The following is a 12,708-nucleotide window of genomic DNA, read 5'->3' as shown; positions in this document are numbered from 1 at the left end:
GGGAAGAAGGGCGGCCACGCAGGGCCGCCCCTACGTATTGTGTCGTTCATGTGATGATTTGATTCCAGGATGAATGTAGGGGCGAAAAATTTTTCGCCCCTACACGGCCCCAATACCGTCCGCCCACACCGACACCGTACCAACGTAGGGGCAGACCTACGTGTCTGCCCAATCTCGGTGTAAGGCGAGACAATCACGCAGGCCGCAGGGAAGAAGGGCGGCCACGCAGGGCCGCCCCTACGTATTGTGTTGTTCATGTGATGATTTAATTCCAGGATGGATGTAGGGGCGAAAAATTTTTCGCCCCAATACCGCTACGGAGGATAGGCGTGGACAGTGTTTTTTGGCAGGTTTTTGCGGTGGGGGTGGCCGTGGCTGTGGCGCCGGGGCCGGATTTTTTCATGGTTTTGCGCAACAGCCTTTCCCGTGGCCGTCTGGCCGGGGTCATGACGGCCCTGGGCATCGGTTCCGCCCTGGTCGTGCATGTGGTCTATTCCGTGCTCGGCCTGGCGCTGGTCATCGCTTCCAGTCCGGCCGTTTTCGGGCTGATCCGCATCTGCGGCGCGCTGTACCTGATCTATATCGCCGTGCGCTGCCTGTTCGGCAAAAAGGTGGACATGCCTGACGCCTGCGCTCAGGCGGGAGTGACGGACGGCAAGGACTCGCCTCTGCGCGGCTGGCGCGAGGGATTCTGGTGCAATCTCCTGAATCCCAAGGCCGCCCTCTTTTTTCTGAGCATCTTCTCCCAGTTCATGACCCCCGCCACGCCCAGCATTTTGCGCTGGGTCTACGGAGCCGAGGTCATCGTCATTGTCACGGCCTGGTTCGTGCTCCTTGCGCTCTTTTTGTCCACGGGCCGCATGCGCGGCATGTACGCGGGCCTTGCACGCTGGATCGATGGCGGCGTGGGCGTGATTTTCGGCGCAGTCGGGTGTTCGATTCTGGTGCAGGAGGCGAGACGGGTGTTGTAACGACACGATTGTTCAAAGGGAAAAAAATGGGCCCGCCAGGATGCTGATATCCTGGCGGGCCCATTTGCATTGCCTTGTGCTCGGGATGCCGGTGTCATCCTCTTTGTTTCTTGAGCTGCCTCCTCCTGGCGTGCAGGATCGGTTCCGTATAGCCGTTTGGCTGCTCGCGGCCCTTGAAGATCAGGTCGCAGGCGGCCTGAAAGGCCACGCTCGCATCGAAATTCGGAGCCATGGGCCGATAGAGGGGATCGCCTTCGTTCTGGCGATCCACCACCGCAGCCATGCGCTCCAGGGTGGTTCGGACCTGTTCCAGGCTGCACAGCCCGTGATGCAGCCAGTTGGCGATGTACTGGCTCGAGATGCGCAGGGTGGCGCGGTCTTCCATCAGGCCCACGTCGGTTATGTCAGGCACCTTGGAGCAGCCGATGCCCTGGTCGACCCAGCGCACCACGTAGCCCAGGATGCCCTGGCAGTTGTTGTCCAGTTCGCGCTGGATCTCATCCCCGGAGAGCGTGTGGTCCAGCAGGGGCAGGGTCAAAAGTTCGTGCAGGCTGGCCCTCTTCTTTCCCTGTAGTTCGGCCTGGCGGGCAAAGACATCCACTTCATGGTAATGCATGGCGTGCAGGGTCGCGGCAGTGGGGGATGGCACCCAGGCGCAGTTAGCCCCGGCCAGGGGGTGCCCCTGCTTGGTCTCGACCATCTGCTTCATGCGGTCCGGCATGGCCCACATGCCCTTGCCGATCTGGGCCTTGCCGGAGAATCCGCAGGCCAGGCCCGTGTCCACGTTCCAGTCTTCATAGGACAGAATCCAGCTGGAGTTCTTCATGGCCGCCTTGGGGACCATGGGCCCGGCTTCCATGCTAGTGTGAATTTCATCGCCCGTGCGATCGAGGAAACCGGTGTTGATGAAGATGACCCGGTCCTTGGCCGCGCGGATGCATTCGGCCAGATTGACCGACGTCCTGCGTTCCTCGTCCATTATTCCGATCTTCATGGTGTGGCGGGGCATGTGCAGCGCGTCCTCCACACGGTCGAACAGGTCGCAGGCGAAGGCGACTTCTTCGGGGCCATGCATCTTGGGCTTGACGATGTAGACGCTGTCCGCGCGGCTGTTGCGCAGGGAGCCGAGTCCCTTGAGGTCGTGCAGCGCGACAAGGCCGGTGACCATGGCGTCGAGGATGCCTTCCTGGACTTCGTCGGAACCGAGCAGGACCGCGTCCGTAGTCATGAGGTGCCCCACGTTGCGCACCAGCAGAAGGCTGCGTCCGGGCAGGGTCAGGGGCTTGCCGTCGGGCGCGGTGTACGTGCGATCAGGGTTCAGGTTGCGGCTTACGGTTTTGCCGCCCTTGGGAAAGGAGGCTTGCAGGTCGCCGCGCAGCAGGCCCAGCCAGTTGGCGTATGTCTGGGCTTTGTCCTCCCCGTCGACGGCGGCGATGGAGTCCTCGAAATCGACGATGGTGGTCATGGCCGCTTCCAGAACCACATCCTTGAGGCCCGCGGGATGGGCCTTGCCCACCGGATGATCGCGGTCGAAATGCAGCTCGATGTGCAGGCCGTTGTTACTGAAGAGCAGGACTCCGGGTGAAAATCCGGCGAAAGCCTGTGGAGTCCGGAGCGATGTCTTGCCATCCGGCAGCGTCATCTCGACTTCCCAGGCGGAGTTTTTTTGCGTGAGCCGGTATTCCTGAACATCGGCGTGACTACCTTCGCTCAGGGGCAGTGCCTTGTCCAGGAAGCGGCTCGCAAATTCGACGACCCTGGCTCCGCGCACGGGATTGTATGCTCCGGAGCGTGTCGCTCCATCGTCCTCGCTGAGTACGTCCGTGCCGTACAGGGCATCGTAGAGGCTCCCCCAGCGGGCGTTGGCCGCGTTCAGGGCGTAGCGGGCATTGGTGGCCGGCACAACCAGCTGCGGTCCGGCGATGGAGGATATTTCGGGATCGACGCCGCAGGTCCCGATGGAAAAGGGCAGACCCTCCGGCACTATGTAGCCGATCTCGCGCAGGAGCTGCTCGTAAGCGACGGCGTCGTGGGTTTCGTCCTTGTGCCGCTTGTGCCACGAGTCGATGGTGTCCTGCAGATACTGGCGTTTGGCCAGCAGCTCGCGGTTGCGAGGGGACAGGTCGTGCAGGATGCTCTCCAGGGCGGCCCAGAATTCAGTGTCCGTCACGCCGGTTCCGGGCGCGGCTTTTTTGCGTATCAGGTCATGAAGGGGCTTTGCGACGTTCAATCCGCCGACAGGAATGTAAGTCATGGGCTGCTCCTTGGTTTAATGGAAATTGGTCCTACCAATATCAGGCCACAGGCTTTGGGTCAACGTCGGACACGCCGGAGAGCTGGTCGTCAAGCCGTGAAAGTGAGGCTCATTTTTGAAAGGGCAGGTCGAAACGATGTGTGCGGAATGATGGGCGCTTCGGACTGGCGCTGTGCGGAATTTTGCATGGACCGCCCTTGAATCGGGAGCGCATGGCGACTACCTGTCGATCATGCACAGTCAAACACAACCGAAATGAACGGAGGACTCATGAAAAGCTTTCGCAAGGAACTCTGGTTCCAGGTGCCGACCCGGCGGGCCTTTATCAACATCACGGGTGATGTCGAACAATGCCTGGCTGAAAGCGGGATCAGGGAAGGGCTTGTGCTTGTCAACGCCATGCACATAACCGCCTCGGTCTTCATCAACGATGACGAGTCCGGCCTGCATCACGATTATGAAAAATGGCTGGAAAAGCTGGCTCCCCACGAACCCGTTTCCCAGTACCGTCACAACGTGGGCGAGGACAATGCCGACGCGCACATGAAAAGGCAGATCATGGGCCGCGAGGTGGTCGTGGCCGTGACCGGGGGGCGGCTCGATTTCGGGACCTGGGAGCGGATATTCTACGGGGAGTTTGATGGACGCAGGAAAAAGCGGGTGCTGGTCAAGATTATCGGCGAATAAGGCTAAAATGGAGCACGAACAGCAAAAAACGCCCTCTGCAGTCGTGATGCGGAAGGCGTTTTGCCGTTTGCGAAAGGGGAAAATCAACCCAGGTTTTTGGCCGCGAACTCCCAGTTGATCAGTTTTTCAAGCACAGCCTTGACGTAGTCGGCACGGCGGTTCTGGTAGTCCAGGTAATAGGCGTGTTCCCAGACGTCGATGGTCAGGAGGGGCTTGAAACCGCTGGTCAATGGCGTGTCCGCGTTCATGGTGTTCATGACCTTGAGCGTGTCGCCGTCTGCCACCAGCCAGGCCCACCCGCTGGCGAAACGTCCGACTGCCGCAGCGCTGAGTTCCTTCATGCATGTGTCCAGATCTCCGAAGGAATCGTTGATCCTGTTTTTCAGATCGGCGGGCGGGGTCCCTCCGCCCTTGGGGGTGAGGCTCTGCCAGTAAAAGGTGTGGTTCCAGGTCTGGGCGGCATTGTTGAAGATGGCGGTCTTGTCCGCCTTGCCGCTGGTTTCGAGAACTATTTTCTCCAGGGGCATGTCGGCAAATTCGCTGCCCGCAATGAGCTTGTTCAGGTTGTTGAAGTAACCCTGGTGGTGCTTGCCGTAATGAAAGCCGATGGTCTTGGCCGAAATGACGGGTTCCAGGGCATTGTCCGCGTAGGGCAGGGCCGGGAGTTCGAGGGGGGCGGCCCAGGCGAGGCCGCGCAGGCCTCCAAGGGCGAAAAGGAGTGCGGCGCTGGAAGTGGCTGCCAGAAATTTTCGGCGGCTCAGACCGCACGATGGTGTCGGAAGGTTTTTGTTCATGGCTGTACCTCGGATGTGGTGACGTTTTCGGACAAATTGCGTGAACCTCGGATGCCGCGGGAAGCAATGCCGTCATCTCTGCCGGCGTCTCTTCCGGGTGTGAATTTACGGGAGACCTGTCATTGTCCGTATCGCGTTTTGTCGGCTCAAGGCAAGCGTGATTGAAATTCTTGTCCGCAAGAAACCGGCGGGATGGGTCTTGAAATGCCAATGGCCGCGTGAGGCGGCCATTGAGGAGGGATGACAGGGGCGCGGAGGCTAGAAGAAAATCAGACCCTGTATAAGTCCGATCATGGCGCCCAGCACTGCGCCCACCACTTCGATGAACCTGAATTCCTTGGACATGATGGACATGAGCAGGGCTTCGAGCCGATCCATGGAGAGGTTTTCGATCTTGTCCTGGATGAGTTTTCTGACATCGAGGGAAGTCTCCAGCTCGCTGGTTGCGGTCTCGAGCAGGCCCGGCACGATGCGGTCCAGTTCCTTGTCCAACAGTTCCTTGATCTTTTCCATCATGGGGCCGTCCAGAAACATGGCGATCATGGGATTCAGTGTCCCCAGACGCTTGGACAGAAACTCGGCGAATCCGTCCTGGATCCTGTCTTTGAGCTTGGCCGCGAATTCGGGGCGGCGCATGACGTTCTGGATGTCGTCGTGGGAGAGGAGCTCGCCTTCGATGACGGCGGCCAGGTTCATGGCCAGCGCTTTTTGTCTCTTGGGGAAGATGCCCTGCACCGTCAGACTGCCGATCTGCACCGGACGGCGAGGGTGGAAGAGCATCTTGATGGCGATGAAGTTGGTGATCCAGCCGATAAAGGCGCAGATCAGGGTCGAAAAGCACAGTTTCAAAAGCATGGAAATCTCCGGATCGCGAATTCAGGCCCAGGCGGGACGGGTGATGTTTCTATTCGGCGCTGGGCGGGACTTGCTGATCCATGGTGCGGGGGATGTCGTTTCTCAGCGTACTCTTGATCTGGGCGGTGAAGGCCGCAAGGCCCTGGATCTGGATGCCATCGAGCATCTGCTCCTCGGATTCGATTTCGGAGCAGGCCTTGGCGCTGGACCAGATCAGGTGGATGCCCGCAGTCTGTTTCACGCCTTTGGCGTTGGCCAGTTCGATGACTGCCATGGCGTTGGAGCGGCGAACCTGCTTCTTGACCTGGGCGGGCAGGGCCGGGACCTTGAGCAGATCGTTCTTGGTCAGGAACATGTAGGTCAGGCTCATGCTTGGGCTGGACATGGCCTGGTTGCGAAAGCCCGCGTCCACTCCCACGCCCTGTTCCTGGGCTGATTTGATCATGTGGAACAGGTCGCCTGCGATGCTCTGGGCATAGTTTTTTTCTGTCATGGTAACCTCGTGTTGATGGTGCCGGGACTTCATCCGTCCCGGCCCCGGCTCCTTTACACGAGGCTTCGGCGTCAGGCAAGATGCCGGGTCAGGCGAAGGTGCGTCCGTCCCAGGCCCATTTGCCGGGGTCCGCATCTCTGAAGACGATGTAGATTCGCTGGCTTTCAACGCCCGCCTGCGTCTGTATCAACTCCGTCAATTCCCCGGCCAGCTTGCGGATCAGGTCGTCTTTGAGCCCGAGTGCGCTCAGGGACACATGCGCCACGGGTTCCTCGTTGCCTCCGAAAAACATGGGCACTTCATCGTTGATGATGACCATCATGTAGGTTTCGGCCTTGCAGAGCCCAGTGCAGACACAGTCGGAAAGAGAGCGCATGAGCGAGCTCTTGTCCTGAACGCGGATATTTGTGGTGAGTTCAAGGCAGGGCATGTTTCCTTCTCCTTAAGAAATTATTGTACCACCCATACGGTGCAGTCCTTGGCGAGATGCGTGACTTTTGTGGTCACACTGCCGAACAGAAATTCCTCGGCGCGGGACACTCCCCGGCGGCCGATGACCAGAGTGCCGAAATCACCTTGTTGCTGGACCTGCAGGATGTCGCGGGCAATGGACGTTCCAATGCTGCACTGCTGTGCGGTGGGGTTCACCGGTGACTGGCAATGCGGAACATAGGAGATGGTCACCGCGTCCGGCGATATGCCCCTGCCGGTCAGGTTGGACTTGGCCTGTTGCAGGAATGTGCGGATGCGCAGCTCCTGGGCCTGGCTGGCTTCGACCCAGGTTGCATCGTCCTCATACAGGTCGCGATTGGGCGGTCGTTCAATATAAAGGACCGTGATCAAAAAGCCCGTGCTGCCTCCGAGCAGTTCGGCAACATAGGTCACGGCGCGGGCCGCGTTGTCCGAAGTGTCTACGGCAATGAGAATTTTCTTGGGGTCCATGTTCCCTCCTTAACGGTTGATTCCCCCGCGGCGGATTTCTTCGATGCAGGGCTCAAGGTCTTCAAGCATTTCGCCAATGTTGAAATAGAACACTTCGGAGGCTGAGGAAAAGTGCATGAGCACGTTGTTCAGGGCATGGGGCACGTAGGGATAGACCTTGCGCAGGTTGGCCAGGCGGTTCTTGAAAAGCAGGGAAAAGTCCGCCGCTTCGAGCGAGATGTCCGTCTTGCCGTCAAAATCCGGGCGAGGGATGTTGAAGGTGGTGCAGAATTTCTTGCCGACCAGAAACAGGAGCAGATTGCCCAGGCCGAAGATGTCCAGACCGAAGGGGTTTTCCTGGAATTCGTAGGTGTAGTCGAAATCAATCCACACATAGTTGCCCGTGCCGTACTCCAGCCACAGGTGGTCGCGGCGGATGTCGCCATGGTTCTCGCCGTGCTTGTGCAGGAATTCGATGGCCCGGCAGGCTTCGACGAACTTGGCAAGAATGTCGGGCAGCAGCTCGAAGAAGTAGGTCTTGTGATCAGCTTCCAGGCGGTCGATGTGCAGGGCAAGAAGCTCCCCCTTGACCACATCAAGGACGCGCACGTTGTTTCCGGCCGTGTCGTCGTGGGAGTAGCCCTGCATGAAGCGCATGTCTCCCTTGACCAGATCGAGGATGCGCGCTTCCTTGCGGGGGCTGCGAAAGCATTCGATCTGCATGCTGCCCATGGACACGGGAAAGCGCTCGTAAAAGACCAGCTTCAGGATTTTTCGTTCTCCCGTGGATAACTCCCGGCAACGCTTGACCCAGTATTTGGGGTCTTCCACGCCGAAACTGCGTTCCTTTTCGTCTCGTAGCACCAGAAAATATTTTCCATTAAGATCGATCACGTCACCGTAGCCGATGTTCATGAATTCCGAGGTGTCGGTGAGCAGTTGCCCGGCCCGCTTGCGTGGGAATTCCGGGTCGAAACGGCTGATAATCTCGTAGGCATTGGTCATGCGCGTCTCCTGCGTCTCGCTCTAGGCGTGGTTGCGCAACTTGAGTTCGAGGGGGTGGGGTCGCAGATATGTCTGGTCCTGAAGATAGAACTCCTCGTATTTGAGCACATAGTGATTGAGCAGGGTCACGGGCACGATGAGAGGCAGGAAGCCGCGGGCGTACTGGTTGATCAGTTCGAGCAGTTCCTGCTTTTCATCCGGCAGCAGCTCGTTCTTGAAGTAGCCCATGATGTGCTGCAGCACGTTTCTGTGCTTGGGCGGCGTGGCCTTCATGCGCATGGCGGTCATGAGGTGCTCGTGATAGCTCTTGAAGAGTTGCTCCTTGGGCATGGATTTGCCCCCTGCCACGAGTCTGCCCATGGCCCGGTAGATTTCAGGGCTGTGTGCCAGAAGCTGGAGCTTGTGTCGCGTGTGAAAGGTGATCAGATTGTTCAAGGTCTGGCCGGATTTGATCATGTCGCGGTAGCGGCGCAGAACGAAGATGCGGTCGATGAAGTTTTCGCGCAGGTGCACGTCGTGCAGGCGTCCCTCCTCTTCGACCGGGAGCAGCGGAAAATGCTGCATTAACATGCGCGCGAAGATGCCTACGGACTGCCCGGCGAGATTGCCCGATTCCGAATAGACCTTGACCCGCTCCATGCCGCTGGACGGGGATTTGCTCTTGAAGATGAAGCCGCACAGGTTTTCGGATTCCAGTTCGGCCAGACGGCCGGTGGCCCATTCCTGCATGCGCCCGGTGTGGTCGATGCGGGTCTTCTGGGTCAGAAGGCGCGGGGATTCCGGGTCGCCCACCAGGCGCATGGCCTCACGCGGAATGGGCAGGCCGCATTCCACCTCCGGGCAGACCGGAACGTATTCCACATATTCACCCAGGGTCTTGGTCAAAAAAGGGTCAAGCTTGTGCCCCCCGTCGTAGCGGACCTTCTCCCCGAGCAGGCATCGGCTGACACCCAGCCGGATGGGTCGGTTCATGATATTCTCCTTGCCGGCCGGCAAATCCGCATCGGCATGCCTCGGCTCCGGTTTGTTTTTTTGAAATATTCCCCAATTGTCACCTTGCTGTCCAGGATCACGGAGTGGTTTTCATAATCGTCATCCAAGACCGATGCGAGTCTGCTTTTGAAAGTTGTTGACCAGGGAGTAGCTGTCCACCTTGAGTTCCATGACCGCGCTGTCGGACGCGGCCGCGAAGGCACTCAGTTCCGGATGCCTTTTTGAAAAGAGTGTCACCGCCCTGTGCCTGCGTTCTCCGTCGAGTTCGGTGGCAAAGGCCGTCACCGTCACGGCCTGGGCGCTGGCGGGATCGGACGGATCGTTGCGGGCCGTGCTGATCAGGAAAGAGACGTTGGGATTTGCGCTCATGTTGTCGTATTTTGCGGTTTGCCGCGGCGTGACGAGGATCAGGGTCCGCAGGTCATGTGCCGCCACGAAGGCCATCTGGCTGCACAGCGGTATGTCCATGAAGGAGGTCGCCAGAACTCCGGAGCGTTGTTGGCCAAGGATGCTCTCCAGGGTTTCGCGGATCCCCGGTTCGGCGATGGTGGTCTCCACAAAGTTCGGTTGTGTCATCAGAGTCGGCATTGCGAGCCCTCCTTGGGTGGGGTGATGGGGCCGAAAAGAATTTTTCCTCCGGTCTTGCGGGCCAGCGCCGTGAGCATGCCCCGAAAGAGCGGTCCATGTACGGGCATGAGCAGGTACCAGTAGAGGATGCCCATCAAGCCTCTGGGCAGGAAGCGGGCGCGCAGGGTTACTCTGGTGCGGCCTGAACCTTCTTCATCGATATCGAACTGGAGCAGGGCTTCGCCCGGCAGTTTCATTTCGGCCAGCAGGCGCAGGCGCCGATTTTCGTCGACCACCAGCACCCGCCAGAAGTCCAGGGCGTCACCGACGCGCAGCGTATCCGGGTCACGCCGTCCGCGACGCAGGCCCGGACCGCCGATAAGTTTGTCGCTGATGCCCCGGAGTTTCCACATCCAGTCCCCATACAGCCAGCCCTCGTTCCCGCCGAGGCGGACGATGGCCTTCCAGACCTGGGACGGGGTGGCGGCCAGGGTCAGGGTATGCGCCGACTCCAGTACCGTCCCCCCGGCGTAGGGCGCATCGCCGCAGTCAATCCATTCCGGCACGCGCTGCATGCCCGCGTCGGACCAGCAGGTTTCCACCTCGTGCCGGACCGTGCGGTCGAGGGCTCGTCTGATGGCCTCTTCGCATGTGAGCAGGCGGGCCGGAACAAGCTCCCTGATGCTGTTTTCCCGGCACACGACCTTGTTGCGCAGTCCTTCGGCCAGGGGGCGCGAAAGGCTGGACGGGACCGGCGTCACCATCTGAATCCAGTAGGAGGAGAGTTTCGGGGTCAGGACGGGGATCGGTATGATGAGGCGCGGCCGCAGCCCGGCCACGCGTGCGTAAATGTCGAAAAGGTCGCGGTAGCTCAGGATGTCAGGCCCGCCGATGTCCATGGTGCGCCCGGCCGTCTCGGGATGTTCGAGACAGCCTGCCAGATATTCGAGCACGTTGCTCACGGCGATGGGCTGGCACAGGGACTTGACCCAGGCCGGAGTGATCATGACCGGCAGGCGGTCCACCAGATAGCGCAGAATCTCGAAGGATGCGCTGCCCGAACCAATGATCATGGCCGCCCGCAGCCAGGTCAGGGGGACCGGCCCGCTGCCCAGAATCTCACCTACCTCCATACGCGATTTGAGATGCTCGCTCAAATCCTTGTCCATGTCGCCGAGGCCCCCCAGATAAATGATCCTTTCAAGACCGGCCTCTTTGGCCGCGTCGCGCATGATGATGGCAGCGCGCTTGTCGCGGTCCTCGAAATTCTTCACTCCCGGATACATGGAATGGACCAGGTAGTAGGCCGCGTGACATCCGCGCAGTGCCTCGGTCAGCGCAGATTGATCCAGGGCGTCGGCCTGGGCCAGTTCCACGTTCTCGTGGGTGGCGAAGGGCCTGCATCGCAGCTTCTCCGGATTGCGCCCCACTGCGCGCACTTTCCAGCCTCGTTCGAGCAGGGCAGCGACCAGGCGGCCTCCGATGTAGCCCGTGGCGCCAAGCACGGCGACGGTCCGGTTGTTTTCCATTCCTCAACTCCTGATAATGTTTGAGGTTACAGATAGTTCCTGCGCGGCATCTGGCAACCGTCTTTACTCTCGTTCTCAAGCAATCTATTGTTTTTGAATGTCCTTGAATATTTACCACTGACGAGGTTACCATGAATATAGATGTATTTCTGGATGGTGGCGAGTTGAAAGATGCCGTGCTGCTTATGTTTCGATCCGAAGGAGCGGATTGGAGCGAGGCGGACCTGGAGCTTGCACGGCCTTTCGGCCTTGACCCGTCCATATCTTTTTCAGGCAAGGCCGGGCGGACCCGCCTTTGCTCCACGCCTGGCGGATCCTGTCTGCTGGTGGGCCTCGGCAAGGCCAGCGATCTAGATCTGGACGGATTTCGCGCTGCAGTGGGCACGGCTGTGCGCGTCGCCGCCAGCCAGGAGCTTTCCTCCCTGGCCGTGGCTTCCGAGCATCTGGACCGGTTGGAACTGATCGACGACCTGACCCTTGAGTGCGTCGTGGCTACGCGCCTGGCCGGGTATCGCTTTGTCGCCTTCAAGTCCGACCCCGGCGACGAGGATTGCCCCGCTTCCCTTGCCGTCTTGAGTCAGGACACGGATATGCAGGAAAAAGTGGCCCGGGCGCTGGCCGTGGCGGAGGGCGTGATTCTGGCCCGCGATCTGGTCAATACACCGGCCAACGTGGCCACGCCCGAACATCTGGCCGGGGTTGCCCGCGATCTGGGCGCCCGGTTCGGGTTTGGCGTGCAGGTTTTTGGCCCTGAGGAAATAGTGGGGATGGGCATGGGCTCCTTTGCCTCGGTTTTTCGCGGCAGCGACACTCCGGCCAGGTTCATAGTGCTCGATTCGGCGCCGGGCAGCGACGCGCACCCCCTAGTCTTCGTGGGCAAGGGCGTGACCTTCGACACCGGCGGCATCTCGCTCAAACCGTCCGCGAAGATGCATGAGATGAAAGGGGATATGGCCGGAGCCGCAGCCATTCTGGGATTGTTCAGGGCCCTGGGACAGGCGGGAGGCAGCGTGCGGCGAGTGGTGGGGCTTTTGCCCTGCACGGAAAACGTGCCCGGCAGCAAGGCCACCAAGCCCGGCGACGTGGTCACGGCCATGAACGGCAAGACCATCGAAATCCTGAACACCGATGCCGAGGGCCGCCTCATCCTGGCCGATGCCCTGGCCTACAGCGCACGCTTCAAGCCCGAGATCCTGGTCGATCTGGCGACCTTGACCGGAGCCTGCCTCGTGGCGCTGGGCACCAAGGTTGCGGCAGTCTTCGCCACGACCGCGGAGCTCGACCAGCGCATTCGCGAGGGCGGCAGCCGTGTGGGCGAGAGATTCTGGCCCATGCCGCTTTGGAAGGAGTACGGAGAGCCTCTGAAGGGCGATGTGGCGGATCTGAAGAATATCGCCACACGGGAAGGGGGGGCGATCTACGCGGCCATGTTCCTGAAGAACTTCGTGCCCGAAGGCGTCGACTGGGCCCATCTGGACATTGCGGGACCGGCCTGGACCGACGAGAACGCGTCCATCTTCAGGCCCGGCGGGACCGGGTTCGGCGTGCGGACGTTGTGGGAGCTGGTTGGTGCGTATGATGGGCGCGAGGGGGAGATGGCGCTGTAGGTGTAGGTAGGCGGATTGGAAGGAGCTTGGTC

13 protein-coding genes are annotated in these 12,708 nt (G+C 60.2%); 3 read left to right on the top strand and 10 right to left on the bottom strand.

Annotated features, from left to right (window positions below; all coding sequences use genetic code 11):
- The first annotated feature begins 308 nt into the window (after positions 1-308).
- Complete coding sequence (locus tag CVU60_16660; GenBank protein PKN40323.1) at positions 309-971, top strand: lysine transporter LysE; 663 nt, start codon at positions 309-311, stop codon at positions 969-971.
- A 94-nt stretch (positions 972-1,065) separates the two neighbouring features.
- Here the strand turns inward: CVU60_16660 and CVU60_16655 are convergent, their stop codons facing one another.
- The gene (locus CVU60_16655) at positions 1,066-3,225 is read right to left on the bottom strand and encodes a malate synthase G (GenBank protein PKN40322.1); all 2,160 of its coding nucleotides are present in this window, start codon (positions 3,223-3,225) and stop codon (positions 1,066-1,068) included.
- A 270-nt stretch (positions 3,226-3,495) separates the two neighbouring features.
- On the opposite strand from CVU60_16655, the gene CVU60_16650 reads away from it, so the two are divergent.
- Positions 3,496-3,912 (top strand): secondary thiamine-phosphate synthase enzyme, encoded by a 417-nt coding sequence (locus tag CVU60_16650; GenBank protein PKN40321.1) that lies wholly within the window; start codon positions 3,496-3,498, stop codon positions 3,910-3,912.
- A gap of 83 nt (positions 3,913-3,995) precedes the next feature.
- Here CVU60_16650 and CVU60_16645 read toward each other — a convergent pair whose 3' ends face one another.
- The 9 genes from CVU60_16645 to CVU60_16605 all read right to left on the bottom strand — a co-directional run bounded on the left by CVU60_16645 (position 3,996) and on the right by CVU60_16605 (position 11,069).
- Positions 3,996-4,706, bottom strand: coding sequence for a superoxide dismutase (locus tag CVU60_16645; protein PKN40320.1), 711 nt, complete (start codon positions 4,704-4,706; stop codon positions 3,996-3,998).
- Positions 4,707-4,964: 258 nt separating this feature from the next.
- The gene (locus tag CVU60_16640; protein ID PKN40319.1) at positions 4,965-5,561 is read right to left on the bottom strand and encodes a DUF445 domain-containing protein; all 597 of its coding nucleotides are present in this window, start codon (positions 5,559-5,561) and stop codon (positions 4,965-4,967) included.
- 49 nt (positions 5,562-5,610) lie between these two features.
- A complete protein-coding gene (locus CVU60_16635; protein ID PKN40318.1) occupies positions 5,611-6,087 on the bottom strand; it encodes a hypothetical protein in 477 nt (158 codons plus the stop codon).
- 55 nt (positions 6,088-6,142) lie between these two features.
- Positions 6,143-6,484, bottom strand: a complete 342-nt coding sequence (locus CVU60_16630) for a hypothetical protein (GenBank protein ID PKN40317.1) — start codon at positions 6,482-6,484, stop codon at positions 6,143-6,145.
- A gap of 20 nt (positions 6,485-6,504) precedes the next feature.
- Positions 6,505-6,996, bottom strand: a complete 492-nt coding sequence (locus tag CVU60_16625; GenBank protein PKN40316.1) for a universal stress protein — start codon at positions 6,994-6,996, stop codon at positions 6,505-6,507.
- Between the two features lie 9 nt (positions 6,997-7,005).
- Entirely contained in the window at positions 7,006-7,980 is a 975-nt protein-coding gene (locus tag CVU60_16620) for a serine/threonine protein kinase (GenBank protein PKN40315.1), read from the bottom strand.
- A gap of 21 nt (positions 7,981-8,001) precedes the next feature.
- On the bottom strand, positions 8,002-8,952 hold the full coding sequence (locus tag CVU60_16615) for a DUF1722 domain-containing protein (GenBank protein PKN40314.1): 951 nt from the start codon (positions 8,950-8,952) through the stop codon (positions 8,002-8,004).
- Positions 8,953-9,072: 120 nt separating this feature from the next.
- The gene (locus tag CVU60_16610; GenBank protein ID PKN40313.1) at positions 9,073-9,561 is read right to left on the bottom strand and encodes a hypothetical protein; all 489 of its coding nucleotides are present in this window, start codon (positions 9,559-9,561) and stop codon (positions 9,073-9,075) included.
- Positions 9,549-11,069: a DUF2867 domain-containing protein gene (locus CVU60_16605; protein PKN40312.1), complete on the bottom strand. Its 1,521-nt coding sequence runs from the start codon at positions 11,067-11,069 to the stop codon at positions 9,549-9,551. Before CVU60_16605 ends, CVU60_16610 begins: the two co-directional genes overlap by 13 nt.
- 131 nt (positions 11,070-11,200) lie before the next feature.
- Here CVU60_16605 and CVU60_16600 point away from each other — a divergent pair, with 131 nt between their 5' ends.
- Entirely contained in the window at positions 11,201-12,676 is a 1,476-nt protein-coding gene (locus CVU60_16600; protein PKN40311.1) for a leucyl aminopeptidase, read from the top strand.
- The last annotated feature ends 32 nt before the right edge of the window (positions 12,677-12,708 follow it).

The organism is Deltaproteobacteria bacterium HGW-Deltaproteobacteria-18 (assembly GCA_002841885.1).
Taxonomy (GTDB): domain Bacteria; phylum Desulfobacterota; class Desulfovibrionia; order Desulfovibrionales; family Desulfomicrobiaceae; genus Desulfomicrobium.
This window is presented reverse-complemented; position numbering and strand designations above follow the sequence as displayed.

Coding starts and splice junctions, on each gene's coding strand:
- CVU60_16650 (PKN40321.1), top strand. CDS start 3,496: ATGAAAAGCTTTCGCAAGGAACTCTGGTTCCAGGTGCCGACCCGGCGG.
- CVU60_16600 (PKN40311.1), top strand. CDS start 11,201: ATGAATATAGATGTATTTCTGGATGGTGGCGAGTTGAAAGATGCCGTG.
- CVU60_16610 (PKN40313.1), bottom strand. CDS start 9,561: ATGCCGACTCTGATGACACAACCGAACTTTGTGGAGACCACCATCGCC.
- CVU60_16630 (PKN40317.1), bottom strand. CDS start 6,484: ATGCCCTGCCTTGAACTCACCACAAATATCCGCGTTCAGGACAAGAGC.
- CVU60_16620 (PKN40315.1), bottom strand. CDS start 7,980: ATGACCAATGCCTACGAGATTATCAGCCGTTTCGACCCGGAATTCCCA.
- CVU60_16615 (PKN40314.1), bottom strand. CDS start 8,952: ATGAACCGACCCATCCGGCTGGGTGTCAGCCGATGCCTGCTCGGGGAG.
- CVU60_16635 (PKN40318.1), bottom strand. CDS start 6,087: ATGAAGTCCCGGCACCATCAACACGAGGTTACCATGACAGAAAAAAAC.
- CVU60_16645 (PKN40320.1), bottom strand. CDS start 4,706: ATGAACAAAAACCTTCCGACACCATCGTGCGGTCTGAGCCGCCGAAAA.
- CVU60_16655 (PKN40322.1), bottom strand. CDS start 3,225: ATGACTTACATTCCTGTCGGCGGATTGAACGTCGCAAAGCCCCTTCAT.
- CVU60_16625 (PKN40316.1), bottom strand. CDS start 6,996: ATGGACCCCAAGAAAATTCTCATTGCCGTAGACACTTCGGACAACGCG.
- CVU60_16605 (PKN40312.1), bottom strand. CDS start 11,069: ATGGAAAACAACCGGACCGTCGCCGTGCTTGGCGCCACGGGCTACATC.
- CVU60_16640 (PKN40319.1), bottom strand. CDS start 5,561: ATGCTTTTGAAACTGTGCTTTTCGACCCTGATCTGCGCCTTTATCGGC.